This is a genomic window from Moorella glycerini, from assembly GCF_009735625.1.
Lineage (GTDB): Bacteria > Bacillota > DSM-521 > Neomoorellales > Neomoorellaceae > Neomoorella > Neomoorella glycerini.
Genome location: NZ_CP046244.1, coordinates 1,843,657 through 1,868,353, shown reverse-complemented (window position 1 = coordinate 1,868,353; position 24,697 = coordinate 1,843,657). Strand labels below are relative to the sequence as shown.

27 protein-coding genes, 1 riboswitch and 1 other annotated feature are annotated in these 24,697 nt (G+C 58.1%); all 27 genes read right to left on the bottom strand.

What is annotated here, in order from left to right; all coding sequences use genetic code 11:
* Positions 1–17 precede the first annotated feature (17 nt).
* The gene (gene rsfS, locus MGLY_RS09160) at positions 18–365 is read right to left on the bottom strand and encodes a ribosome silencing factor (protein ID WP_156276333.1); all 348 of its coding nucleotides are present in this window, start codon (positions 363–365) and stop codon (positions 18–20) included.
* 3 nt (positions 366–368) lie between these two features.
* Positions 369–935: a bis(5'-nucleosyl)-tetraphosphatase (symmetrical) YqeK gene (gene yqeK / locus MGLY_RS09155; RefSeq protein WP_156273223.1), complete on the bottom strand. Its 567-nt coding sequence runs from the start codon at positions 933–935 to the stop codon at positions 369–371.
* Between the two features lie 80 nt (positions 936–1,015).
* Positions 1,016–1,261 carry an RNA recognition motif domain-containing protein gene (locus tag MGLY_RS09150; protein ID WP_054936377.1) on the bottom strand — a complete coding sequence of 82 codons (246 nt, stop codon included), beginning with the start codon at positions 1,259–1,261 and terminating at the stop codon, positions 1,016–1,018.
* A 67-nt stretch (positions 1,262–1,328) separates the two neighbouring features.
* Entirely contained in the window at positions 1,329–1,970 is a 642-nt protein-coding gene (gene nadD / locus MGLY_RS09145) for a nicotinate-nucleotide adenylyltransferase (protein ID WP_156273221.1), read from the bottom strand.
* 37 nt (positions 1,971–2,007) lie between these two features.
* A complete protein-coding gene (locus MGLY_RS09140; protein WP_156273219.1) occupies positions 2,008–3,264 on the bottom strand; it encodes a glutamate-5-semialdehyde dehydrogenase in 1,257 nt (418 codons plus the stop codon).
* A 20-nt stretch (positions 3,265–3,284) separates the two neighbouring features.
* Entirely contained in the window at positions 3,285–4,421 is a 1,137-nt protein-coding gene (gene proB, locus MGLY_RS09135; RefSeq protein WP_156273217.1) for a glutamate 5-kinase, read from the bottom strand.
* A 107-nt stretch (positions 4,422–4,528) separates the two neighbouring features.
* Positions 4,529–5,800 (bottom strand): GTPase ObgE, encoded by a 1,272-nt coding sequence (gene obgE, locus MGLY_RS09130; RefSeq protein WP_156273215.1) that lies wholly within the window; start codon positions 5,798–5,800, stop codon positions 4,529–4,531.
* 240 nt (positions 5,801–6,040) lie between these two features.
* Entirely contained in the window at positions 6,041–6,577 is a 537-nt protein-coding gene (locus MGLY_RS09125; RefSeq protein WP_156273213.1) for a Spo0B domain-containing protein, read from the bottom strand.
* Positions 6,578–6,684: 107 nt separating this feature from the next.
* On the bottom strand, positions 6,685–6,954 hold the full coding sequence (rpmA, locus tag MGLY_RS09120) for a 50S ribosomal protein L27 (RefSeq protein WP_054936379.1): 270 nt from the start codon (positions 6,952–6,954) through the stop codon (positions 6,685–6,687).
* A 74-nt stretch (positions 6,955–7,028) separates the two neighbouring features.
* A complete protein-coding gene (locus MGLY_RS09115; protein ID WP_156273211.1) occupies positions 7,029–7,364 on the bottom strand; it encodes a ribosomal-processing cysteine protease Prp in 336 nt (111 codons plus the stop codon).
* Positions 7,361–7,675 carry a 50S ribosomal protein L21 gene (gene rplU / locus MGLY_RS09110; protein ID WP_156273209.1) on the bottom strand — a complete coding sequence of 105 codons (315 nt, stop codon included), beginning with the start codon at positions 7,673–7,675 and terminating at the stop codon, positions 7,361–7,363. Before rplU ends, MGLY_RS09115 begins: the two co-directional genes overlap by 4 nt.
* Before the next feature lie 8 nt (positions 7,676–7,683).
* Positions 7,684–7,760: a sequence feature (ribosomal protein L21 leader region), on the bottom strand.
* 40 nt (positions 7,761–7,800) lie between these two features.
* On the bottom strand, positions 7,801–9,489 hold the full coding sequence (locus MGLY_RS09105) for an Rne/Rng family ribonuclease (RefSeq protein ID WP_156273207.1): 1,689 nt from the start codon (positions 9,487–9,489) through the stop codon (positions 7,801–7,803).
* Positions 9,490–9,621: 132 nt separating this feature from the next.
* Complete coding sequence (locus tag MGLY_RS09100; protein WP_156273205.1) at positions 9,622–10,326, bottom strand: TIGR03936 family radical SAM-associated protein; 705 nt, start codon at positions 10,324–10,326, stop codon at positions 9,622–9,624.
* Complete coding sequence (locus tag MGLY_RS09095; RefSeq protein ID WP_156273203.1) at positions 10,304–12,184, bottom strand: TIGR03960 family B12-binding radical SAM protein; 1,881 nt, start codon at positions 12,182–12,184, stop codon at positions 10,304–10,306. Before MGLY_RS09095 ends, MGLY_RS09100 begins: the two co-directional genes overlap by 23 nt.
* 78 nt (positions 12,185–12,262) lie before the next feature.
* A complete protein-coding gene (locus MGLY_RS09090) occupies positions 12,263–13,951 on the bottom strand; it encodes an NAD+ synthase (RefSeq protein ID WP_156273201.1) in 1,689 nt (562 codons plus the stop codon).
* Between the two features lie 135 nt (positions 13,952–14,086).
* Positions 14,087–14,959 carry a M50 family metallopeptidase gene (locus tag MGLY_RS09085; protein WP_156273199.1) on the bottom strand — a complete coding sequence of 291 codons (873 nt, stop codon included), beginning with the start codon at positions 14,957–14,959 and terminating at the stop codon, positions 14,087–14,089.
* Between the two features lie 3 nt (positions 14,960–14,962).
* A complete protein-coding gene (locus tag MGLY_RS09080; RefSeq protein ID WP_156273197.1) occupies positions 14,963–15,697 on the bottom strand; it encodes a murein hydrolase activator EnvC family protein in 735 nt (244 codons plus the stop codon).
* Positions 15,698–15,866: 169 nt separating this feature from the next.
* Entirely contained in the window at positions 15,867–17,264 is a 1,398-nt protein-coding gene (hydG, locus tag MGLY_RS09075; protein WP_170290999.1) for a [FeFe] hydrogenase H-cluster radical SAM maturase HydG, read from the bottom strand.
* A 45-nt stretch (positions 17,265–17,309) separates the two neighbouring features.
* Positions 17,310–18,086 (bottom strand): thiazole synthase, encoded by a 777-nt coding sequence (locus tag MGLY_RS09070; protein WP_156273193.1) that lies wholly within the window; start codon positions 18,084–18,086, stop codon positions 17,310–17,312.
* 79 nt (positions 18,087–18,165) lie between these two features.
* Positions 18,166–18,366 carry a sulfur carrier protein ThiS gene (thiS, locus tag MGLY_RS09065; RefSeq protein ID WP_156273191.1) on the bottom strand — a complete coding sequence of 67 codons (201 nt, stop codon included), beginning with the start codon at positions 18,364–18,366 and terminating at the stop codon, positions 18,166–18,168.
* Positions 18,367–18,658: 292 nt separating this feature from the next.
* Positions 18,659–19,273 carry a thiamine phosphate synthase gene (thiE, locus tag MGLY_RS09060; protein WP_170290998.1) on the bottom strand — a complete coding sequence of 205 codons (615 nt, stop codon included), beginning with the start codon at positions 19,271–19,273 and terminating at the stop codon, positions 18,659–18,661.
* Between the two features lie 63 nt (positions 19,274–19,336).
* A riboswitch (TPP riboswitch) is annotated at positions 19,337–19,447 on the bottom strand.
* A gap of 174 nt (positions 19,448–19,621) precedes the next feature.
* On the bottom strand, positions 19,622–21,241 hold the full coding sequence (gene groL / locus MGLY_RS09055) for a chaperonin GroEL (protein WP_156273189.1): 1,620 nt from the start codon (positions 21,239–21,241) through the stop codon (positions 19,622–19,624).
* A 25-nt stretch (positions 21,242–21,266) separates the two neighbouring features.
* A complete protein-coding gene (groES, locus tag MGLY_RS09050; RefSeq protein ID WP_054936265.1) occupies positions 21,267–21,554 on the bottom strand; it encodes a co-chaperone GroES in 288 nt (95 codons plus the stop codon).
* 112 nt (positions 21,555–21,666) lie between these two features.
* Complete coding sequence (rodA, locus tag MGLY_RS09045; protein ID WP_156273187.1) at positions 21,667–22,803, bottom strand: rod shape-determining protein RodA; 1,137 nt, start codon at positions 22,801–22,803, stop codon at positions 21,667–21,669.
* Between the two features lie 167 nt (positions 22,804–22,970).
* On the bottom strand, positions 22,971–23,267 hold the full coding sequence (gene minE / locus MGLY_RS09040) for a cell division topological specificity factor MinE (protein ID WP_156273185.1): 297 nt from the start codon (positions 23,265–23,267) through the stop codon (positions 22,971–22,973).
* Positions 23,268–23,285: 18 nt separating this feature from the next.
* Positions 23,286–24,080: a septum site-determining protein MinD gene (gene minD, locus MGLY_RS09035; RefSeq protein ID WP_156273183.1), complete on the bottom strand. Its 795-nt coding sequence runs from the start codon at positions 24,078–24,080 to the stop codon at positions 23,286–23,288.
* Positions 24,073–24,552: a septum site-determining protein MinC gene (minC, locus tag MGLY_RS09030; RefSeq protein WP_156273181.1), complete on the bottom strand. Its 480-nt coding sequence runs from the start codon at positions 24,550–24,552 to the stop codon at positions 24,073–24,075. Before minC ends, minD begins: the two co-directional genes overlap by 8 nt.
* Positions 24,553–24,697 lie beyond the last annotated feature (145 nt).

The following is a 24,697-nucleotide window of genomic DNA, read 5'->3' as shown; positions in this document are numbered from 1 at the left end:
GGCATAGCTATCTTGTGCTAGACGGCATCTATTTTAATCACCCTGGCATCCCGCCAGAGGCGCTCCAGGTCATAGAAACGGCGCTCTTCTTCCTGGAAGATATGTACCACCACCGCACCATAATCAAGCAAGATCCAGCGAGCAGCGTCCCAGCCTTCCCGGTGCAAGAGCTTTACCCCGGCTGCCTCCAGGAGTTCCTCTACCCGGCCGGCAATGGCCTGGACCTGGGTTGCCGAGGTACCGCTGGCAATAACAAAGTAATCGGCAATAAGGGTAATCCCCCTGAGATCCAGGATGACCGGATCCAGTCCCTTCTTCTCTCCTACCGCCCTGGCCGCCAGCTCAGCTACCCGGGCTGCATCCATCAATCAATAACCTCCCCTGGCCAGTAAAATGTAGTTGCGTGCCTCCACCGTGGCCGGGTGGAGGGGCTGTTCTTTATCCAGGACGTAAACAATACTGGCTTCCAAGGCCTTCAACAAAGCCGCCTCCAGGTCAGTGGCCGCTGCTTTACGAATAGCCTGGACACCGGCAAACTGGCGCCCGGGTTCAATAACATCCGCCAGGTAAATAATTTTATCCAGCGTCGTCATGCCCGGCGCCCCTACCGTATGCCGGGCCACGGCCTGGAGAATGGCTTTATCGGTTATCCCCAGCTCCCGTTCCAGGAGCAGGGCTCCGACGGGGCCATGGAGTAAAACGGGTAGCCGCCTTTCCAGGTCGCAGGTTATGAGCCCGGCAGCCCCGGCCAGGTCCAGGAGTTTCTCCGGCGGTAAATCCCGGGCGTAATCATGTAACAGGCCCGCCAGGCGGGCCTGTTCCGGGTCAACACCATTTTTTACTGCCAGTCCGGCTGCGGTATCAGCTACACCCAGGCTATGGCGGTAACGCCCAGCGGGTAGCCGTGCTGCTAGAAGCTGCAGGTACTTTTTCACTTTTATAACTAACCTCCGCTGGGCAGCTAACAAAAACCCCCTATTTGTTAAAAATAGGAGGTCAGGCTCAACTCCGGGTCTTACGAGCGGGCCCGGGCTTCGTTGACGGTTAAGACGCGATTACCAAGTTCGGCGCCATTCATGGCGGCGATCATGCGGTCGGCATCGGCATCGTTAACTTCCACGAAACCGAAACCCCGGGACCGGCCCGTCTGGCGGTCGGTAATAATCCGCGCGCTCAACACTTCGCCGTGGGCCGCAAACGCCCTGGCCAGTTCTTCCTCCGTGGTGGCCCAGGGAAGGTTGCCCACGTACAGGGTACGCACCAATGCACTTCACCTCTTCTTTGATGTTAGTAGTAGTATATAGTCCTAGCTCTTTTCATATACGCCACTATATGCCACAGTCCCGGGGCCGGTACAACCCCTGGCAGTGGATATAATCTTCTACTGCCTCCGGGAGTAAATATTTAATTGGTTTTTTATTTTGTACTCGCCAGCGGATATCAGTAGATGATATGGCCAGAGCTGGGACTTCAATGAGATGAATACGGTGCCTACCCTCAACCGGTAACATGGTTCTGGACTCCCCTAGCCGGTTCAACTGAAAACCGGGGCGCGTGGCGGCAATAAAATGGCACTCTTGGAGGAGCCTGTCGACATCCTTCCACGTCAAGATCTCCAGGATGGCGTCGGCACCGGTAATAAAGAAAAGCTGGACTTCCGGGCCGTAAAAGCGGCGAAACTCATATACGGTATCGACGGTATAGGAATAACCCTCCCGGTCAATCTCGCTCCGGGATACTTCAAAGTAAGGGTTGCTGGCCGTAGCCAGGACCGTCATCTGGTAGCGGTGTTCCGGGTCACTGACCCGGTAGTCCTTTTTATGGGGAGGTCGCCCGGAAGGGACAAAGACCACCTTTTCCAGGGCAAATTCCCAACGGGCGGCTTCGGCCGTTACCAGGTGACCGAAATGAATGGGGTCAAAGGTCCCACCCATAATACCTACCCGCCGGTAATTGTTTGATGCCGTCATAACTCCCTCCCGGTTCCCTATGCTGTTATTTTAACAATTACTGACGGATCTGTCCACTACCAAAGATAATATACTTAAAAGTTGTGAGCTGCTCCGGGCCCATGGGGCCACGGGCATGGAGCTTCTGGGTGCTGATGCCGATTTCCGCCCCGAAACCGAATTCATAACCGTCGGTAAAGCGGGTGGAAGCATTGACGTAAACGGCGGCGGCGTCCACCCGGGCCAGGAATTCCCGCGCCGTCTGGTAATCGCTGGTGACGATAGCCTCCGAATGTTTGGTGCCGTAGGTATGGATGTGCTCCAGGGCCGCTTCCAAGCTGTCGACCACCCGGACGGCCAGGATCAGGTCCAGGTATTCGGTAGCCCAGTCTTCTTCGGTAGCTGCTTCCGCCCAGGGGACAAGTTCCCGGGTGCGTTCGCATCCCCGCAAGACAACCCCCCTTTCCTTCAAGGCCTCCGCCAGGGAAGGCAGGAAAGCAGCCGCCACCTTTTCGTGGACCAGCAAGGTTTCCATGGCGTTGCAGACGCCGGGACGCTGGGTCTTGGCATTGATTACAATGTTTCTGGCCATCTCCACGTCGGCTGCGGCATCGACGTAGACATGGCAGTTGCCCACACCCGTCTCAATCACCGGCACCGTAGCGTTCTCCACCACCGTGCGGATGAGGCCGGCGCCTCCCCGGGGAATCAGGACATCCAGGTAATCATTGGCCCGCAGCAGCAGGTTGACGGCTTCGCGGTCGGTGGTCTCAATTAACTGGATGGCCCCCTCCGGCATGCCGGCGGCCGCTGCCGCCCGGCTGATGACCTGGGTCAGGGCCCGGTTGGAATTAAAGGCCTCCGAGCCTCCGCGCAGGATAACGGCATTACCGGTTTTCAGGCACAGGCCCGCCGCATCTACAGTCACGTTGGGCCGGGCTTCATAGATAATGCCGATCACCCCCAGGGGCACCCGCAACCGGCCAATCTGCAGGCCGTTGGGCCGCGTCCACATGGAAGTAACTTCGCCCACCGGGTCGGGCAACGCTACCAGTTCCCGCAAACCAACGGCCATGTCCTGAATGCGCCGCTCGTTTAACAGGAGGCGGTCCAGCATGGCCCGGGAAAGGCCCTTTTCTTTGCCGGCAGCCATATCCCGGGCATTGGCCGCCAGGATGAAATCCTTTTCCTCCTCCAGGGCCCGGGCCATGGCCAGCAGGGCTTCATTTTTCCTGGCCGTGTTTAAATTAGCCAGGGTACGCGCTGCTTCCCTGGCCAGCTTACCCTTAGCCTGCACTTCTGCGGCTACATTCATGGCAGCCACTCCTTTCCTTGCTAAGCTAAAACGATTAAGTTATCCCGGTGCACAATTTCATCGTAATCTTTATAGCCTAAGATTTCGACAATCTCCTTCGTTTTCCTGCCCTGGATACGGCGAATGGCTGCGGCCGGGTAGTTGGACATACCCCGGGCAATTTCCTTGCCGTCCGGATCGATAATACTGATAATAGCTCCCTGGTCAAAGTCGCCGTAAACGGCCACCACACCCCCCGGTAAGAGGCTTTTTCCACCCTGGCAGATGGCCCTGACGGCCCCGCCATCCACCTGGACCTGGCCCTGGGCGGCCGGCCCGTAGGCCAGCCAGCGCTTGCGAGTATGGGTGCGGTGTTCCCGGGGGATAAAGATGGTACCTACCTCTTCCCCGCGGAGGACGGCGCCGATTTTTCCACCCTCCAGCCCGCTGGTGATCACTACCGGGATGCCGAAGCTGGTGGCCAGCCGCGCGGCCTGGAGCTTGGTGGCCATACCGCCGGTGGACCAGGTAGAACCGGCCCCCCCGGCCAGGGCTTCTATCTCCGGCGTAATTTCTGTAACACAATGGAGTAAAGAGGCATCTTTGTGGTTACGGGGGTTGGCGGTAAAAAGGCCGCCGGTATCCGTCAGCAGGATTAAAATATCGGCGTCAACCAGGCCGGCCACCAGGGCCGACAGGGTGTCATTATCACCAACCCGTATTTCGTCTACGGCCACGGTATCATTTTCATTGACTATGGGTATCACGCCCAGGTGTAACAGGGTGGCCAGGGTGTGGCGGGAATTGAGGTAACGGCGGCGGTCGGCCAGGTCGTCCCGGGTTAAGAGGACCTGGGCCACCAGCAGGCCGTAATCGCTAAAGAATTTTTCATACATGTGCATGAGCAAGCCCTGGCCCACAGCGGCGGCGGCCTGCTTTTCCGGCAGTGTCCTGGGTTTTTCCTTCAGTCCCAGGCGACCCATGCCGGCCCCCACGGCCCCGGAAGTAACCAGCACTACCTGGCGGCCGGCATTGACCTGGTCCACCAGTTCCCGGACCAGGCGCTCCATGCGTTCCAGGTTTAACTTGCCTGTTTTGTGGGTCAGGGTGCTGGTGCCTACTTTAACTACCAGCCTGCGGACCTGTTGTAGAGCCTCGCGGCACTCCCTCTCCGTCAAGGCCGTCACTCCTTCGCAAGTAACTCGGTCGCAGGCTGGCATTGTCTCCCACGCTTCCGACAAATGCCAGCCCGGCATTTTCATGCCCTCGCGGACATTCAGTACTTTTACCCCTCTTCCCTATACTCAAATTCATATTTACCTATTCTTACAGTAGCACCGGGGAAGACGCCGGCCCGGTGCAGGGCGGCATCAAGGCCCCTGTGCTGCAGGTAAACCTGCAGGCGGCGGACGGCTTCGGCGTTATCCAGGTAGGTCATGGCCACCCGCCGCTCGATTTCTCTATTTTTGACCAGGAAAACATTACCTTCCCTGGTTACTGTTATCTCTTCCGGGGCAAAGGTTGTCACCTTTTCTTCCCCTGGTTCCAGTAAAGGTGCTAGCGGTGGCAAGTTTTTGAGCATGTCTGCCAGGTGGTAAAGGAGGGCCGCAAGGCCGGCACCGGTGGCAGCTGCTATGGGAAAAATGTAGTAAGCCTCGCCCAGATGTTCTTTAAGATAAGCCACTTTTGCTTCCCCGCCGGGGATGTCCATTTTGTTGGCGGCAATTACCTGGGGCCGCCGGGCCAGTTCCGGGTTATAGTGTTCCAGCTCTTTATTGACAGCCTGCCAGTTATACAGGACCTCTTCTGCCGGTAAAGATACGTCCAGAACGTGGACCAGGACCCTGGTGCGCTCGATGTGGCGTAAAAACTTTAATCCCAGGCCGGCGCCCTGGTGGGCACCTTCGATCAAGCCGGGTATGTCGGCCACTACAAAAGAGTTTTCTTCGTCTACCCGCACTACGCCAAGAACCGGGGTCAGGGTGGTAAAGGGGTAGTCGGCAATCTTGGGCCGGGCGGCGGATATACGGGAAAGCAGGGTTGACTTGCCGGCATTGGGCATGCCGATGAGGCCGACATCAGCCAGGAGCTTTAATTCCAGGAGTAGCCAGCGTTCCTCGCCGGGTTCGCCTTTTTCGGCAAAAGCAGGCGCCCGGTCCGTCGGCGAGACAAAACGGGCATTCCCCCGGCCGCCCCGGCCGCCGGCCGCCACCACGACTCGCTGGCCGTCCTCGACCAGGTCGGCAAGGACCTGTCCGGTAGCGGCATCCCTTACTACCACCCCTACCGGGACCCGGAGGATGAGATCCGGGGCACTGCGGCCGTGTTTATTTTTCCCCTGGCCGTGCTGGCCCCGCTCGGCCCGGTAATGGGAGCGATAGCGGAAATCGACCAGGGTTCTTAAGGACGCATCGGCTTCCAGTATTACGCTGCCGCCGCGGCCGCCGTCGCCGCCGCTGGGGCCACCGCGGGGGACATATTTCTCCCTCCGGAAGGCGACGACGCCATTACCGCCGTCGCCGCCGCGCACGTAAATTTTAGCTTCGTCGTAGAACAAGGGGAATAACATTCCTCCGAAAATAGGGTTATGCTAAAAGCGGATTGCCAATGAACAGGCTTCCTGCTCCGCTGGCTTAGATCCTCCTATGAGATAACGCTGTATTCCTAGCCAGGGTATGCTCAGGCGTCCTCGGCTCCGGCAGCGGTTACCTCACCTCGCCTGTCCTTTTGACCTTCGCTCCACTATTCGCGGCTCCGGGACATATCCCCACCCATAATCGCAGCCTACCTGCGATTTTTACTGTTTCCTCAAGAGCAGTCCCATTTTTCCCTTATCCGGTTCCCAGGTGAAGGGCACCTGGTGGCGGCCGGTCAGGTCGGCCAGGTGGTTTGCTGCACCGGCAGGTACGATTGCCGGTACTGCTGCTTTAAAGGACAGGTAATAGCCTTCCTCCACCTCAGTCAGGCTCACCTGGACGGCATTCCCCTCACCGGCCAGGGCCAGGGCCAGGTCCCAGGCGGCCTCCCAGAGGGTGAGGGCCACTTTATCATCCACAGCCAGGTTCTCCATCATGGTATGTACGGCTATTGTTAAGGTTATGCCCTGGGCGGCGGCCTGTTCCATTTTGAGAAGGCTGGCCAGGGCCAGGTCGGGTTGTTTCAGGCGCATGAGCCCGCCCACCTGCTCCAGCTGGACGATAACCTCTTGCAAATATGATAAAGCCCGGTCACTTTTTTGCAGCTGGAGATAACCGGAGATCACCTGGAGGTGATTCAGGATATCGTGTCTTTGCCAGCGTAGCAAAGATACCACTGCTGCGGCCTGCCAGGTCATTGCAGACACCTCGCCCCTTATTATTTTCGCATGTTCACTGGCGCGGGCGCCAGTCGCTAACGGGCCGGTCCATAGCAGAAACCCCTGGAAGTTTCCAGGGGTTATTCTTAGCTGGCATAAACGCTGACCTGCTTCTTCTCGCGTCCTTTGCGTTCAAAATGGACTACGCCGTCAATCAGGGCAAAAAGGGTATCGTCTTTGCCAATGCCGACGTTGCGGCCCGGGTGGATCCTGGTACCACGCTGGCGCACCAGGATATTGCCGGCCTTAACAAACTGGCCGTCCTGTCTTTTTACTCCCAGGCGTTTGGCCTCACTATCGCGGCCGTTCCGGGAACTACCTACACCTTTTTTATGGGCAAAAAGCTGTAAATCCATAATCATCTGGCCCACCCCCTTAGTTTCGGAAGTCAGATGCAGGAAATCGGAGGTCAGAAATTTTTATTTCACCTCTAGCTCCTGCTTTTATATTCTACTGCTACATACTGTCTGTAATCGCTGGCTATAGCCTTCAGCCCCAGTTCGATGGTTTTGAGAATCACCCGGGCCTTCTCCTGCCCGGCGGGGCTTAAGCCTGCCGGTAAACGGCAGTCCAGGACACCTTCCTGGATGCTTACCCCGGGTTCCTCTTCCAGCTGTTCCTTCAGGCTCAAAACTGCCGTCTGGGCCAGGGCCGATACGGCGGCACAGACGATATCCTCGCCTTTAGGCCGGTAACCAGCATGGCCGGTAACGGTAAAGCCCGTGAAAGTCCCGCCTGTTCCCTGCCAGAAGATAACCCTGATCATTGCACCTCAATTTTTTCAATCCGTAACCGCGTATACGGCTGGCGATGGCCCTGCTTGCGCCGGTAGTTTTTCTTAGGCTTGTACTTGAAAACAATTATTTTCTTGCCCTTACCCTGGGCCTCTACAGTGGCGGTAACCCTGGCCCCTTTCACATAAGGGGTGCCTACCTGCAAGTCAGCGCCTTCACCGACGGCCAGCACCTTATCCAGGACTACCTTTTCGCCTTCGGCTACCGGTAGCTTTTCTACCCGAAGGACGTCGCCCTCGCTAACCCGGTACTGCTTGCCACCGGTCATAATAATGGCATACACCTGAATCCCCCCAAGCTAAGACTCGCCGCCGCCAGGTACCTGTTAGAAAGGTTTTACAACCTGCGGCGAGCGGTTTAAAACTCTGGTGCAGCTTAATGCAGTGTAACATATCTTCCCAGTCCCTGTCAAGCATCGGCTAAGAGCCGCGCCCGGGCAAAGGTGCGGTAAACCCGGGTAACCTCTACCGGCACTTCCTGGCCGAGGTAAGATGCGCCGCCGGGTATAGCCAGGACAAAGCCGTCCACCCTGGCGATACCATCACCGTTGTTGGTCGTATGCGCCCCTTCGATGGTAACTTTCAGAATCTGGCCGGCTTTGACGGGGGTGGCCAGGTTGTTGATTTCGTCCAGGTCAAAGAGCTCCCGCACGTTTACTTCTTCCAGGTGGAAATTTTCCTTGCCCTTGATAATCAGCTTTTTCCCGGCCCGCCGCTCCAGGAGGCGCAAGTGGGCTCCCCCTGAGCCAATAAGCAAAGAAGCTACAGCCGGATTGGCCTCCACCAGCAGGGCCCGGGCCCGGCTCTCTTCGGCCAGTTGCAGGACTTTTTTCCTGGCCTGGAGGGCTACCGTTTCTTCCGACAGGACCTTGCCCGTACCGTGGCAATAGGGGCAGTCCTGCTGCAGCACATTTCCCAGTTCCAGCTGGTCTTTTTTCCGGGTCATTTCCAGGAGCCCCAGGCGGGTAAAACCCAGGATCTGGGTCTTGGTTTTATCCCGGGCCAGTTCCCTTTGCAAGACTTTGATTACCTGCTCCTGGTGAGCGGGATTTTCCATATCGATGAAGTCGACGACAATGATGCCGCCGATGTTGCGCAGGCGCAGCTGGCGGGCTACTTCCACCGCTGCTTCCAGATTTGTCGTCAAGACCGTGTCGGCCAGGTTGTGGCGGCCGACATATTTACCCGTATTGACATCAATGGCCGTCAGGGCCTCCATCTGGTCAATAACCAGGTAAGCGCCGCATTTAAGCCAGACTTTGCGCTTCAAAGCCTGTTCTACCTGGTTTTGCACGCCATACAGGGCAAAAAGATCGGCGCCATCCCTTAAGACAACCCGGCGCCGCAGGTCTGGTGCCCGTTCGGCCAGGATCTCAATAACCCTGTTGTAGGTATCCCGGGAATTAACCAGGAGCCTGCTGACATCTTCCGTGTATAAATCCCTTAAAATACGTAAAGAGAGTTCCACATCATGGTGGAGCAGCCGCGGGGCTTTGCTCCGCCGGGCCAACTCCCGGATACGTTTCCAGGTCAGGCTTAAGGCCCTGCTGTCTTCCCGGAGTTCTTCCAGGCCGGCGCCGGCGGCTGCCGTGCGGACGATTAACCCCATGCGGCGCGGTTTAACCGCCCGGGCCAGGGTTTTCAGCCGCTCCCTTTCCTCTTCACTGCCGATGCGGCGGGAGATGCCGATATAATTAACCGTGGGCATGAGGACCAGGTAACACCCCGGCAGGGTAATCTGGGTGGTGACCCGGGCACCCTTGCTTCCCTGGGGTTCTTTGACCACCTGGACCAGGATTTCCTGGCCTTCCCGGACGACGTCGCTGATACGCCGCCGGCTGCGGGGGGGCACTTCTCCTTCCAGGGCTTCCAGGCCAGTAGTATCATCAACAAAAAGGAAGGCGTTCTTCTCCAGGCCGATATCTACAAAGGCAGCCTGCATGCCGGGTAAAACGTTGGCCACCCGGCCCTTATAAATATTGCCCACCAGGCGCGCTTTGGTGGCCCTTTCCAGGTATATCTCCATTAGGCGGCCGTTCTCCAGGACGGCGACTGCCGTCTCCTCGGCATCAACCTGGATTAAGATTTCTTTGTTCACCCATCTCTACCTTCTCTAAAGCGGGAGTCGGAGACAGGAAGTCTGAAGTTAGAATTCCCGTAGGAACTGGCTACGCCAGTTCCAGATTAAATCCTCCATATTCCCCTATCACCATTTTCGTGCAGGGGCTCGCTAGTCCCTTGCAAGTAGCCCTTTCCCAGCTGTTTTTATTTCCGTTGCGGCGATAGATTCGGGGGCCAGGAGGGCATCGCCCTGGCGGATAAACAGGCCCGTACGGGTTACCCGGTAGGGGCCCTCCAGGCCCATGGTACTTACGACCTCTTCCGGGCGGACAACCCCCCGGGAGCTGCACTCGAGGAGCATCGCCAGGGTGGCTTCCGGCTTGACGGCCAGCTGGAAAACGCCCGGGCGGATATCCTTGACCCTGGTGCCATCTTTGCCCGGCCGGCTCACCTGGACCACCGGGCGGGAAAGGAGCGCCTCAGCCTTCTGCTGCAAAAATTTTTGGTCGGGCGGCTCCTCCCAGGCGACCCGGTAAGCAGCAGCATCAATAATGGCGGTCAGGGCCGGTGCCTGGTCAGGAATAGGAAAGACCAGCAAGAGTTCCAGGCCTGCCGGCAGCTCGGCTTGTAGCTTTTCTTTGACTCCGGCCGGGTCAAGGACCATAGTCAATTCCATGTCCAGGTATTCCGCCAGGCTCTCTATCCCTACCGCCAGGGCCGGGCCGAAGGCTAGGCGCGGGTGGGGGTTAAAGCCGTGGCTATAGGCCAGGGGAAGCCCGGCCCGGCGCATGGCCCGTTGCCACAGGCGGAGCATCTCCAGGTGGCCCAGGAAAACCGCCCGGCCCCCCTTGCTATATTTTACCCGTAACCGCACTGTCCCGGGACCCTCCTTTCAGGATAAGGTCAACACCCAGTCCCGGGCAGACACCACAGCCGGTGCAGCGGCCTGACCGGCAATCAGCCGTTACCCGGCCCTCATAGGCCCGCCGGCGTTCCCTTTTTAAGAAGTCCTTGGCTATCCCAAAGTCCAGGTGGTCCCAGGGAAATACTTCCTCTTCCCGGCGTAGCCGGCAGGCATAAAAGGCCGGGTCCAGGCCTGTTTCCCTGAAGGCCGCCTCCCAGCAGCCGTAATTAAAGTATTCCGACCAGCCCTCTAATCTCGCCCCCCGGCGCCAGGCCGCCACAATCGCCTTGCTCAAGCGCCGGTCGCCCCGGGAGAGAACGGCTTCGATAAAGCTGACCTCTGCCTCATGCCAGTTAAAGCGCAGTCCCGGCCCTTTAAGGTGGGAGCGCAGCAGTTTTTGCTTTTCCTTAATTACTTCCAACCGGTCCTGGGGTTCCCACTGGAAAGCCGTCCAGGGCTTGGGGACAAAGGAGGAAACGCTGACAGTGACCGCCGGTTTTCCCCCCGGCGCCAGCTTTCTCCCCTGGTCCAGGATGCGCCGCGCCAGGTCTACAATGCCCAGGAGATCCTCTTCCCTTTCCGTGGGTAAACCCAGCATAAAGTATAGCTTGATAGCCTGCCAGCCAGCCCGGAAAGCCTCGCCGGTGGCCGTCAGGATGTCTTCCTCATTCACGCCTTTATTAATGACATCCCGCAGGCGCTGGCTGCCCGCCTCGGGGGCAAAGGTGAGGGTACTTTTACGTACCCGCTGGACGGCTTCCGCCAGGCGGACGCTGAAGGCATCCACCCGCAAAGAGGGCAGGGAAACGCTGACGCCCTGATCAGCATAGGTAGCTGCCAGGGCCCGCGCCAGTTCCTCCACCCGGGAGTAGTCGGCCGTACTCAAAGATGTAAGGGATATCTCCTCGTGGCCAGTGTGGCGCACCAGCTCTTCCGCCTGGCGCAGGAGGATGGAGAGGTCCCGTTCCCGGACCGGCCGGTAAATGGCCCCCGCCTGGCAAAAACGGCAGCCCCGCGTGCAGCCCCGCATGACTTCCAGCATCATGCGGTCATGAATTACCTCCAGGAAGGGAACAATAGGCCGGGTGGGAAAATAGGCTGCATCCAGGTCGGGGATGACCCGTTTGACTATGCGTTCGGGCACGCCCTCCTCCCGGGGTATAACCGCGGCCACGGTGCCGTCGCTATTATATTCTACTTTATACAGGGAAGGCACATAAAAGCCGGGCAGATTGGCTATGACCTTTAAAACCCGGCGGCGGTCGTTAATTGCCCCTTCTTTTTTTAACCTGCCCACCAGCGCCAGTAGTTCGGGTAGGGCCTCCTCACCGTCACCCAGGAGAAAAGCATCAAAAAAGGGAGCCACCGGCTCCGGGTTGGCCACCCCCGGCCCCCCGCCGATAACTAAAGGATGCTCCGGGGCCCGCTCCGAAGCCTTAAGGGGTATACCGGCCAGGTCAAGGATATTAAGAATTGTAGTATAACTCATTTCATACTGGAGGGTAAAGCCCAGGACATCAAAATCAGTTAAGGGCCGGTGGGATTCCAGGCTGAAGAGGGGGAGATGTTCTTCCCGGAGCAGGGTCTCCAGGTCCGGCCCGGGGGCAAAGGCCCGCTCCATGAGCATCCCGGGCCGCTCATTGACGGCGCCGTAAAGGATGGCCAGGCCCAGGTGGGACATGCCTACTTCGTAAAGGTCGGGGTAAACAAAAGCCATGCGCACCGGGTTTTCTTTCCAGTCCTTGTGAATGGCATTCCACTCCGTGCCCAGGTAACGGGCCGGTTTGGCAACCCTGGTTAATAACTTTTCCCAGTCACTATCCTGCAATTCCTTCGCCTCACGCTGCTCAATTTCCTGGTCATTAGTATAGCAGGAAATGAGAAAAAAATATACCCTGAAGGTTTTCTATCCCGCGCGCCAGGCAATGGGCATGCGCCGGCCCGTGCCGAAGGCCTTGGAGGTCACCCGCAGGCCCGGAGCAGCCTGGCGGCGCTTGTACTCAGCCCGGTCGACTTTGCGGATCACTTCCCGGACCAGTTCCGGGTCAAATCCCCTCGCGGCAATTTCCGCGGCCCCTTTCTCCTCTTCGATATAAGCCTGCAGGATGGCATCCAGCACTTCGTAAGGGGGTAAGGAGTCCTGGTCCACCTGGCCCGGTTTCAGTTCGGCCGACGGGGGCTTGACCAGCACGCTGTGGGGGATGATTTCCCTCTCCCGGTTAATGTAGCGAGCCAGTTCGTAGACCATCACTTTGGGCACATCGGCCAGTACGGCCAGTCCCCCGGACATATCGCCGTAGAGGGTACAGTAACCCACGGCCATCTCGGACTTGTTGCCGGTGGTCAGGGTAAGGTAACCCTCGCGGTTGGATATGAACATGAGGATATTTCCGCGAATGCGCGCCTGGATATTTTCCTCGGCCAGGTCGCCCCGGGGAGGGCCGCCTGCATTCATGGCCGCCAGGTAAGCGCTAAACATGCCTTCAATGGGGATTTCCCGGAAGGCAATGCCCAGGTTTTCCGCCAGGATGCGGGCATCGGTACGGCTCCCCGGCGAAGAGTAGCGTGAGGGCATGGAGACCCCCAGCACATTTTCCGGCCCCAAGGCCGCGGCCGCCAGGGCGGCGGTTACCGAGGAGTCGATGCCCCCGCTCAAACCCACCAGGGCCTTTTGAAAGCCGGTCTTGCGCAGGTAGTCGGCGATTCCCAGCACCAGGGCCCGGTAAACGTAGCTGATGTCTTCGTGGGGCAGCCCTGCCCGGCCATCCTTAACTGCCACCAGGGATAAAGGTCCTCCGGCTCCCATCCGCCCTACCTCCAGCACCAGCAGGTCCTCAGCAAAGCTGGCGGCCAGGCCCACCACATTACCCGCTGCGTCCACGGCCAGGCTGGTGCCATCAAAGATCAGTTCATCATTGCCCCCCACCTGGTTCACGTAAATGATGGGCCGGTGATATTTACGGGCCAGGCTGCGGAGCATATCTACCCGCAGCCCGATTTTACCGTAATGGTAGGGTGAAGCGGATATGTTGATCAGCAACGCCGTCTCCCCGGCTACCAGCTCTTCCACGGGATCGACCTCATAGAGCTGCCGGTTCCAGTAATCCTTGTCGTTCCAGATATCTTCGCAGATGGTCAACCCCAGGCGCAGGCCATTGAAGGTTACCGCTTCCCGGTGCTCAGCCGGCTTGAAATAGCGGCTCTCGTCAAAGACGTCGTAGTTGGGTAGCAGGCTTTTATCCTGGCGGTAAAAGAGTTTGCCGCCAGCGTACAGGAGGGCCGCGTTAAACAGGAAAGCCGCAGCCGTATCGCTCCCCCCGGACGGCACCCCTGTCCCTTTTACCGGAGCGCCGATCAGGATGGGTAACCCCTTACTTAAAGGTGCAATATCTCCTGCCAGGGCCCTTTCAACCCGCTCCAGGAAGTCCTGGCGGCAGAGCAAATCCCGGGGCGGGTAGCCGGTTACTGCCAGTTCGGGAAAAACTATGAGCCCGGCCCCCCTTCCCCGGGCGCGGGCCATTGCCTCGCGGATTTTTGCCACATTGCCGCGGATGTCGCCGATAGTAGGGTTGAGCTGGGCCAGGGCTATGCGCACAGGCTTTCACTTCCTCCAGGATGACCAGACAAAAATAACCCCGTCCCTCGTTGCAGGTAAGGGCCGGGGCACCTTTGCCCGTAATACCTCTTGCCTGTATTGTATCAAAAAGAAAAAGGCGGGGCAAGGCCTGCCCTACTTCCGCAGCAGGGCATCCAGGGTATTATTCCCCCCTTCCAGGAGTTCTTGCAGGATTTCCGTTTCCGTTAAGATACCTTCCAGCCGTCCCCCTTTACCGATGACTGCTACCAGGTTGAAGGAACGGGGGGAAAAGGAACGTGCCACCCTGGCCAGGGTAAGACCCGGGTCGGCCACCAGCCAGAAGACCTTGCCAGCTTTAAGTTTATTTTCTTTACCCCGCTGCCGCCAGAAATCCTGCCAGAACATATAGGGCGCCATCTCTCCTTCCTGCCGGGCAGCGTAATAGATAAAGAGGGCCAGGGCCAGGCCCTGGAGATCCACCAGCCGGAAAAAAAAGCCGGCAATACTCCCCAGGCCCAGGAGGAGGGCCAGGACCTGGCCTCCGCAAACTCCTTCCACAGTTGCCCGGTACAGGCCGGTGTGCTTCGCCCTCAAGGCCCGGTAAATACGCCCCCCGTCCAGGGGGAGGCCCGGCCAGAGGTTAAAAAAGCCCAGGATAAAGTTGACCTGGCGAAAAAAAAGGAGCCCGGCCGGCTCGAAGTTAAGCAACAGGCCAAAAAGGGTTATCCCCAGGGCCAGGAAGAAACTGGCCAGGGGGCCGGCCAGGGCGATCAGGGCTTCGTCCATAAAACCCCGTCCAGGAGGCCGCGTCAAGCGGGCCACCCCACCAAAGGGAAAGAGTTCCACGCTCTTGACCTGCCAGCCGAGGCGGTGGGCCACAAGGGCATGGCAGCCTTCATGCCAGGCCACAGCCGTAAACAAGAGTAAGGCCTGGGGTAAAACCCCCACGACAAAATAAAGGCCCAGGAGGAGCAGGAAATAATCGTTGCAAATTATCTCTGCCGTCCCCAGTCGTCCGGCCCGCATGGTTTACATCTTACCGGGTGCTGTTAATAAGGTGGTGGGGTCCACCGGGCGGCCATCCTGCCGTACTTCAAAATGGAGCTGGGCCACCGGTCCTTGGGCCAGGGTGGCAATTACGCTGCCCTTTTCTACTGCCTGTCCCTGGCTTACTTTAACCTGGCCCAGGGTGCCGTACACCGTGACCAGTCCCCGGCCATGGTCGATTTCCACCACCAGCCCCAGGGCAGGGTCCTCCCCGGCCCTGATGACCTTCCCCGCCAGGGCGGCCCGGACAGTTGAACCCCCCGGGGCCTGGATATCGATGCCATTATGGAAATACTGCTGGCCGGCGGCAACCATCCGGCCGTAAGGGCGGCTGATATTTCCCGAAAGGGGTACAGCCATGGCCGGCAGGGCCGGGCTGGCGGTCACCGGGACAGCACCTGCTCCCGGCGTGAAGGAATGGAAAACCCAGCGGTCGTAGGCATCCAGCCACATCCCTGAACGTACCAGTTGGGCTACGGCCGGGGTATAGTCGGCCGCCGGGTCAGCCAGGTAATGGCGCAGCCCCAGCTGCAGGGGCTGGACCACGGGGCCGTCCAGGCGAAAAAGTATGGTTAGGGCCAGCCATAACAGGCCGGCCAATATCCCCTGCCGCAACCAGCGGCGGGGAAAACGCGGCGGCGGCAAGGACCGCCCCGGTCCTGGCCAGCTCCCCAGGGGTGCCCCCTTAATTTCCTCCCAGTCCCAGTTATCCCGCACCTTGCGTCCCCCCGGACAAGCATTTTTCTTTTACTATATATATGCCTGGCCGGGGGAGGTATGACAAATTAAGTTCCTTCGCCTACCAGTGCCCGCGTTAACGGCATGGTGGTTCTTAAAAACGTTGATACTGACCGGCTGGCTTTATTTAAAAGCTCGCAGGAAATGTTTAGAAGTGTAAATCCCCCTCCCCCCGGCGGGTTCGCTCCAGGCGCTCCATGGTCTCCTCCCGCAAGTTGCTATCGTCAATGGTGGCCAGGGCCGTGGCAATAGCCCTTTCACCGGCAGCCTTTAACTCCGGCGGCGCTTTTGTTACCAGGTACTCCTGGAAACTTAAGATGGCATTGGGCAGGCAGAATCGCTGGATATCACCTTCCCGCGCCAGGCCGGTAAAACGTTTACCGGTACGGCCGCAGCGGTAACAGGCGGTGCAAAAACTGGGCAGGTGGCCATGTTGCAGGAGCATAGCTACCATCGCACTCAAAGGCCGGTGGTCGCCCACTTCAAACTGGGCTGCCGGGTCTTCAGCTTCAGCGTAGCCGCCCGGGCTGACACAGGAACCGGCGGAAATCTGGGATACGCCCATATCCACCAGTTCATCGCGGAGTTCCGGCCGCTCCCTGGTAGTCAGCACCAGGCCCACATAAGGTAAGGCCAGGCGGTAAACGGCAATTACCTTGCGGAAATCGGTATCGCTTAAAGGATGGGGAACCTCAGTTAAGGCTGCCCCCAGGGCCGGCCGCAGCCGCGGTACCGACATGGTATGGGGACCGGCACCAAAGGCCTGTTCCAGGCTGCGGGCATGGCTGATGGCCGCCAGGACTTCAAAACGGTAATCATAGAGGCCCAGGAGGGGCCCCATGCCCACATCGCCAAACCCGGCGGCCATGGCCCGGTGCATGACCGTCAGGCGCCAGCCGTAGTCGGCCTTGGTACCTGCGGGATGCATTACCCGGTAGGTAGCGGGGTGGTAGGTTTCCTGGAAACACTGGTAAACGCCGGCCCCGGCCAGCTTCAAGCGGCGAAAGCCGGCCACCGTCTGGGGAGCAACGTTAAGGTGGACAATACGCAGGGGTGAATAGCGGTAAACCGCCTCAACGGCCCGGCAGAGATAATCGACATCGGCACCCGTCCTGCCTTCCCCGGCGACCAGGAGGACGCGCCGGAAGCCCTGCTCAGCCAGGGCCCGGGCTTCTTTACCAATTTCCTCCGGGCTTAAAAGCTTGCGTTTCAGGTCCCTGTTATCCCGGCGGAAGCCGCAGTAAAGACAGTTATTACTGCAAAGGTTGCTGATATACAGGGGAGCAAAAAGAACTATTCTCCGCCCGTAAACCCGCTCTTTAACTTCAGCTGCCGCCCGGTAAACCTTTTGCAGCATGGCGGCATCTTCTAAATTAAGGATAGCGGCTACTTCTTCCAGGCTTAAACCCTTTAAAGAGCGGGCCTTACGTAAAATGGCATCCAGGGCCGCTCCTCCGGGGGGCGGCGTTGCCAGGAGGGCCTCGATGGCTTCCCCATCAACTATCGCCTTCAGTTCACCCTCGTATTCATAGGCCGGTACACTCACAACAACCACCTCCGTAAAACAGAAGGTCAAAAACAGGAAGTCGTACTAACTGCGGCCAATCATGCCCGCGGTAGGACTGCTGGGGCTGGCATAGGTTTTCTTGGGTATCCTGCCGGCGAGATAGCTCATGCGCCCGGCAATTACTGCCTGGCGCATAGCCGCGGCCATGAGAACAGGGTCGCGAGCCTCGGCAATGGCCGTATTGATCAGGCAGGCCGAGGCGCCGATTTCCATAGCCAGGGCGGCGTCGGAAGGAGCGCCTATGCCCGCATCAACTACCACCGGGACATTGACGCGGTCGATGATGAGCTTGATGGCATCAAAATTGGGCAGACCCTGTCCCGAACCTATGGGGGAACCCAGGGGCATAACCGTAGCCGCCCCGGCTTCCACCAGGCGCCGGGCCACGACTACGTCCTGGGTGGTATAGGGTAAAACAATAAAGCCTTCCTGGACCAGGATGCGGGTAGCCTCAATGGTTGCCACCGGGTCAGGTAAAAGGGTTTCCTGGTCGCCGATAACCTCCAGTTTAATCATATCGGAAAGGCCGGCTTCCCGGGCCAGGCGGGCCAGGCGCACCGCTTCATCGACGGTAGTGGCCCCGGCGGTATTGGGTAAGAGAGTTATCTTCTGCAGGTCCAGGTAATCCAGGAGGGATGGTCCCGGGGACTGGAGATTGATCCTGCGCACGGCTACCGTCACTATTTCCGCCCCTGAGGCCGCAATGGCCTGCTGCATGAGTTCCATGGTGGCATACTTGCCGGTCCCGACCATCAAGCGGGAATTGAACTCCCGCCCGGCGATGACCAGTTTATCATCCATGATGAATCCACCTCCAAAATGAAATGTGGGTCGCCCCCAAAGATTCCGGCCTCCAACCTCTTGCCTCCGACTTCCTCTTTCAGCCTCCCCCTACAAAGCGGATGATTTCCAGCTCATCACCTTCCTCAAGAACGGTTGTCGCGTAATCCTGCCTGGGGACAACCCGGCGGTTGCGTTCCAGGGCCAGGTAACGGCTCTCGATCCCCAGTTCTTGCAGCAGTTCGGCAACCGTCAGCCCGGCTGCTACTTCCCGCTCTTCGCCATTCACCTTCAGGCGCATAATAATATTGCCTCCCCGGAAATAACTCTGTCGCAGGCTGGCATTGTCTCGCTCGCTACCTGTGCCCTCTCTGGGCGGCCTACGGCTCAGCCAGGGCTTAAGGCGGGGTTCCCGGCCTATTCGGCATCCTTGCCTTTAGAATCCGGCCGAAGGCCTTGCTGTCCTCGGCCCCGCTTATCATCCCTCGGCTTCGCCTGGGCCGCTTCGCCGCTCGGTAGAAGCTCGCTCGCTTCCGACAAATGCCAGCCCGGTATTTTCATGTACTCGCTGGTACCGGCTGGTACTACACTACTCACCTCTTACTTAGGGCCTGCTTTAATTCAGCTACAGCCCGGGCCGGGTCGGGAGCAGCCATAACGGCTGACATCACGGCCACGCCCCTGGCCCCGGCAGCAAGGCACTGCGGAGCACTGGCGGCATTGATGCCGCCCAGGGCGATAATTGGTATACCAACACTGGCCACAACTTCCCGCAAGTGCCCCAGACCCCTGGGGGGGACTCCCTCCTTGGAAGCCGTGGGGAATACATGACCGAACAGCAGGTAATCAGCGCCGGCCAGCTCCGCTTCCCGGGCGGCCGCCACGCTGTGCACGGAAACCCCCACGATTTTGCCGGGCCCTAAAAGCCTGCGGGCCACGGCCGTTGGCAGGGAGTTTTCGCCCAGGTGCACCCCGTCGGCGCCGGCGGCCAGGGCCACATCCAGGCGGTCATTGACCAGCAGCCGCGTTCCCGGCGGCAGGGCCTGCTTTATATCCCGGGCCAGGTGGTAAAGCTCCCTGCCGGGTAAATCCTTTTCCCGCAGCTGCAAGTAATCGACGCCGGTCAGCTTGGCAGCCAGGTCTACCAGGGACCTGGCACCCGCCAGGCGGCGGTTGGTAATGACATATAGCCAGGCCAGGGGCAACACCTCCGTAAATTCAGATGTTTTGCTCCCAATAAAAAACCGGTGTGCCTCCTTTAGGAGGTACACCGGTCGTAAACGTTCACTCTCCCTCCGCAGGCATTACCCTGATCAGGTCAACGGGTCAGGTGCTCACTAGCCCTTTCTCAGCCCCTAACAGGAGCTCCCCTGTTAAGTTTTTTATAATTCTACTATTGGCAGATTCTTAACGCAAGGGTTATTTAAGGTTATTTACGCCATATATTCCCACTTTCCGCAGCCGCATCTCTACGGGCGGCAATTTTCACCCGCTTTTATATTTGAAACAGGAGATAAAAAGAGCCTGGAGAACACCCCTCCAGGCTCTTTTCTACCTTAGTAATCCATACCACCGCCGGGCGGCATGGGAGGTGTCTTTTCTTCCTTGGGTATCTCGGCTACCAGGGCTTCCGTGGTTAGCAGCATGGCAGCAATGCTGGCCGCATTCTGCAGGGCGCTGCGGGTAACCTTGGCCGGGTCCACGATACCGGCTTTCACCATGTCAACATACTGCTCGGTGACGGCATCGAAGCCGATGCCGGGCTTTTCGTTGCGCACCCGTTCCACGATAACCGAGCCTTCCAGGCCGGCGTTGGCCGCGATCTGGCGCAGGGGTTCTTCCAGGGCCCGTTTGATGATCCGGACGCCCACGGCCTCATCGCCTTCGGCCTGGAGTTTTTCCACCGCCGGGATGCAGTGGACCAGGGTGGCGCCGCCGCCGGGGACTATGCCTTCCTCAACGGCAGCCCGGGTAGCTGCCAGGGCGTCTTCCACCCGGTGTTTTTTCTCCTTGAGTTCGGTTTCGGTAGCCGCACCGACACGGATGACGGCTACGCCGCCGGCCATCTTGGCCAGGCGTTCCTGCAATTTCTCACGGTCGTAATCGGAGTCGGTTTCTTCAATCTGCTTCTTAATCTGGGCAATGCGGCCGTCAATGGCCTCTTTCTTGCCGTAACCCTCGACAATGGTGGTCTTTTCCTTGGCAATCTTGACCTTCTTGGCCCGGCCCAGCATGTGGAGGTCGACATTCTCCAGCTTGACACCCAGGTCCTCGGAAATAAAGGTGCCGCCCGTCAGGATGGCAATATCCTCCATCATCGCCTTACGGCGGTCGCCAAAGCCGGGGGCCTTGACGGCAGCGCAGTTCAGGGTACCGCGCAGCTTGTTGACCACCAGGGTGGCCAGGGCTTCGCCCTCAATATCCTCGGCAATGATGACCAGGGGTTTACCCGTCCGGACTACCTTTTCCAGCAGGGGTAACAGGTCATTGATAGCCGAGATCTTCTTTTCATGGATAAGTAGATAGGGTTCTTCAAATTCGGCTTCCATGGCCTCGGCATTGGTAACAAAATACGGCGATACATAACCGCGGTCGAATTCCATACCTTCCACTACTTCTACGGTAGTGGCCGTTCCTTTGGATTCTTCCACCGTGATGACGCCGTCTTTACCAACCTTCTCCATGGCATCGGCAATGAGCTCACCAATCCCCCGCTCATTGGCGGCAATGGAGGCTACATGGGCAATGCTTTCCTTGGATTCTACCGGGATGCTCATCTTCTTAATTTCATCCACCACAGCTTCCACAGCCCGGTCAATGCCCTTCTTGATGAAAACGGGATTGGCACCGGCGGCCACATTTTTCAAGCCTTCCATGACAATGGCCTGGGCCAGGACGGTAGCAGTGGTTGTCCCATCACCGGCAACATCATTGGTCTTGGAAGCGACTTCCCGGCAGAGCTGGGCACCCATGTTCTCATAGGGATCTTTCAGCTCAATTTCTTTAGCTACGGTAACCCCGTCCTTGGTAATGACCGGGGAACCAAACTTGCGTTCTATGACCACATTGCGACCCTTCGGTCCCAGGGTAACTTTCACCGCCTGGGCAACAGCGCTGACACCTCTTTCCAGGGCGCGCCTGGCTTCCGTATCAAAGGCCAGCTGTTTGGCAGCCATGATTTCCTACCTCCTTTAAATTCCTTTATTTTTCCTTAATAGCCAGGATATCGCTGTCACGGATAATCAGGTATTCCTGGCCTTCGTACTTGACTTCAGTGCCACTGTACTTGGCAAAAACTACTATGTCACCGACCTTTACTTCCGGCGCTACCCGGGTACCGTTTTCCAGGATCTTGCCCGGCCCGACGGCCACTACTTCCCCTTCCTGGGGCTTTTCCTTGGCAGTATCCGGTAAAACAATACCCCCCTGGGTTTTTTCTTCGCCGGTCAGGACCTTGAGAACGACCCGGTCGGCAAGCGGTTTGAGCATAAAAACTCCTCCTTTCACAGCATTTAGGAGTTGTTAGCACTCACCTCAGTTAAGTGCTAACAGCCAATTATTAATATACACAAGGGGTTCTCCCTTGTCAATAGGCATAACCCTAAAAAAGAATTTTTTGCCGGCGCAGGTTAACATTGAGCACCAGCCCCAGGGCCAGCATATTGGCCAGCATAGCGCTCCCCCCGTAGCTAAAGAGGGGCAGGGGTATCCCCGTCACGGGCATAATACCTGTGGTCATGCCCACATTAACCAGGATATGAAAGGTAAACATGGAGGCTACGCCGCCCACCAGCAAAGCGCCAAACATATCCTTGGCCCGGGCAGCAATCCGGATCATGCGATAGATAAGCAGGAAATAAAGGGCGAGAATACCTACGGTGCGGACGAAGCCCAGCTCTTCCCCGACTACCGAGAAGATAAAGTCGGTATGGTGTTCCGGCAGGAAATGCAGCTGCACCTGGGAACCCTGGCGAAAGCCGACCCCCCACCACCCACCGGAGCCGATGGCAATTTGGGACTGGATGACATGGTAGCCGGCACCGGTACCGCCCTGGCCGTCGTTATAGGGATTGAGGACTACCACCAGCCGGCGCAGCTGGTAATCCTGCAGGGGCAGGGGCAGGCCAAAATGGAAGTGGGCGTAAAGGGCCAGTCCCGCCAGGAGGAGGCCCCCGCCGGCGATTAATAATAACAGCCTGGGGTTGGCCCCTCCTACATACAACATGCCGAAAAGGATGGCCAGCAAAACCAGGGCCGTACCCAGGTCGGGCTGTTTTAAAATCAGCAGCATGGGCACGGCTACATAGGTAAAGGGTAAGATTAAATCCTGCCAGCGGTTGAGTTTGCCCTGGCGTTTATCCAGAAAGCAGGCCAGGGTAATGACCGTTATGGTCTTGGCAAATTCGGAAGGCTGCAGGAGAAAAGGCCCGAGATTGATCCAGCGCTGGGCTCCCTTGGCTTCATGACCAATGAGCATGACGGCGGCCAGTAAAATTAAATTCAGGACATACAGGGGCAAGTGATAGCGTTTTAGTTGCTGGTAATCAGTCAGCAGCACCAGGGTTAACCCGGAAAGGCCAATAAAGATCCATATCAGTTGCTTTTTAACATAGTAATAGGGATCAGTTGCCACATTGGCCGCAGCGCTGCTGAGGACAGCAAGGCTAATTAACAAGAGGGCAATAACGCTGCCCACAAAATAATAATCGAGGTTGCGCCAAAGCCTGCGTTCAAGCATTTTTTACACCGCCTGGTGCCTTCTGGTGGGGACATATCCCCACCCTAACGTCCCGGCAAATTTTCACCGCCGCCAATATTATATATCAGCCAACCTGGCCGGGCTATAACAAAATAGCGCAACTTTGCCGGTAAAAGGAAATCCCCCGGCAAATCCGGGGGATGCTTTCACGCTTTAACGGCCGTCTCCGGGCTGGTTTTAAAGGTTCGCTTGACCCTCAGGATGGGGATGTTGGCCACCAGGGCCACGGAATCATTTTCCTGATTCAGGCTGACCTCCAGCCCCGTAGTATCGATATCCAGGTATTCAGAAATGACGTTGATTAAATCGTTTTTCAGGGCTTCCAGCAGGTGGGGGGAAACACCTGCCCGGTCATGGACCAGCACCAGGCGCAGGCGTTCCTTGGCAATTTTTTTGCTGGCCGTAGTTTCCCGCCCGAAAAAACGCAGTAAAAATTCTAACACCCCGCGTGCGCCCCCTTCCTAGCCCAGGCCAATCAGTTTACGGAGCCTGGCCATGAAGCCACTCCCGCCGTCCCAGTTCAAGAGGGGAACTTCTTCTCCTAAAAGGCGGCGGGAGATATTGCGGTAGGCCTGGCCGGCCCGGGAGTGCCTGTCCAGAACAGCCGGTTCGCCGCGGTTGGTGGAAATAACAATATACTCGTCTTCCGGCACGACGCCGATGAGATCAATGGCCAGGATCTCCAGCATATCCTCGATATCCATCATATCGCCTTTGCGCACCATATCCGGCCGCAGGCGATTGATAATCAAGCGCGGGGCTTCCATTTCGGCTGCTTCTAAGAGCCCGATAATGCGGTCGGCATCCCGGACGGCGGCAACTTCCGGTGTGGTAACCACCAGGGCCTTTTCCGCCCCGGCGATGGCATTTTTAAAGCCCATCTCGATGCCGGCCGGGCAGTCAATCAACACAAATTCATATTCCTCGCGTAACTGGACCATCAGGTCGATCATCTGCTGGCGGCTGACGGCCGTCTTGTCCCTGGTCTGGTTGGCCGGTAAAAGGTACAGATTGTCCAGCCTTTTATCTTTTATTAAAGCCTGCTTTAAACGGCAACGGCCCTCGACGACGTCGAGAAGATCATACACAATCCGGTTTTCCAGCCCCATGACCACATCCAGGTTTCTTAAACCGATATCCGTATCAACCAGAACGACCTTCTTCCCCAGACTGGCCAGGCCGGTACCGAGGTTGGCCGTAGTAGTCGTTTTGCCAACCCCGCCTTTACCGGAAGTGATGACAATCACTTCACCCATTTTGTTCCTCCTCTTCCTGGATCATGCTCCTGCTTAGCCATCGCTTTTCACCGCCGGGCTGGTATTTTTCAATGACGACTGCTTCATCCTGGACGCGGGCGATCTCTGGTTCTCCCGTACCATTCTGGCCTTCCTCATCAGGAGCCCTGGTAATGTAGCCGGCAATCCGCAGCTGGGTGGGCTGGAGCCGGAAGGCCATGACCACGGCCTTTTCATCGCCCTCAGCCCCGGCATGGACTACTCCCCTTAAGGTGCCCATGACAATGACATGGCCGCTGGCCACTATTTCCCCGCCGGGATGGACGTCGCCCATGATTACCACATTACCTGGATACTTGTACCTCTGGCCGGAACGCACCGTCCGGCAGACCAGAAAGGTGTGGTTGTCCGCCCCCGGTTTCCCCCTGGCAGCCAATATCATTATCCCCTCTCGGGTGCCTGCCCCGGTGTCACCACCCGTTGAAGATAACACGCCTCTTCTCCTCCTTGGTACCGGGCGGCAGAATCCGCTTCGGCTTTATTAATTTTCTACACTGGTGAGGTAAATCCTGCCGCAGCAGGAAAAAAGATGGGGTCTTTTTTCCCCATCTTCTCAGCAAAAAAAGACACTCGTGGAC

What these genes read in the sequence shown, in the direction of transcription:
- rsfS (WP_156276333.1), bottom strand. Translation starts at nt 365, where the DNA reads ATGGATGCAGCCCGGGTAGCTGAGCTGGCGGCCAGGGCGGTAGGAGAG.
- nadD (WP_156273221.1), bottom strand. Translation starts at nt 1,970, where the DNA reads ATGACGGCATCAAACAATTACCGGCGGGTAGGTATTATGGGTGGGACC.
- MGLY_RS09140 (WP_156273219.1), bottom strand. Translation starts at nt 3,264, where the DNA reads ATGAATGTAGCCGCAGAAGTGCAGGCTAAGGGTAAGCTGGCCAGGGAA.
- MGLY_RS09125 (WP_156273213.1), bottom strand. Translation starts at nt 6,577, where the DNA reads ATGACCTGGCAGGCCGCAGCAGTGGTATCTTTGCTACGCTGGCAAAGA.
- rpmA (WP_054936379.1), bottom strand. Translation starts at nt 6,954, where the DNA reads ATGGATTTACAGCTTTTTGCCCATAAAAAAGGTGTAGGTAGTTCCCGG.
- MGLY_RS09115 (WP_156273211.1), bottom strand. Translation starts at nt 7,364, where the DNA reads ATGATCAGGGTTATCTTCTGGCAGGGAACAGGCGGGACTTTCACGGGC.
- MGLY_RS09085 (WP_156273199.1), bottom strand. Translation starts at nt 14,959, where the DNA reads ATGCGGGCCGGACGACTGGGGACGGCAGAGATAATTTGCAACGATTAT.
- MGLY_RS09070 (WP_156273193.1), bottom strand. Translation starts at nt 18,086, where the DNA reads ATGGATGATAAACTGGTCATCGCCGGGCGGGAGTTCAATTCCCGCTTG.
- thiS (WP_156273191.1), bottom strand. Translation starts at nt 18,366, where the DNA reads ATGCGCCTGAAGGTGAATGGCGAAGAGCGGGAAGTAGCAGCCGGGCTG.
- groL (WP_156273189.1), bottom strand. Translation starts at nt 21,241, where the DNA reads ATGGCTGCCAAACAGCTGGCCTTTGATACGGAAGCCAGGCGCGCCCTG.
- groES (WP_054936265.1), bottom strand. Translation starts at nt 21,554, where the DNA reads ATGCTCAAACCGCTTGCCGACCGGGTCGTTCTCAAGGTCCTGACCGGC.
- rodA (WP_156273187.1), bottom strand. Translation starts at nt 22,803, where the DNA reads ATGCTTGAACGCAGGCTTTGGCGCAACCTCGATTATTATTTTGTGGGC.
- minD (WP_156273183.1), bottom strand. Translation starts at nt 24,080, where the DNA reads ATGGGTGAAGTGATTGTCATCACTTCCGGTAAAGGCGGGGTTGGCAAA.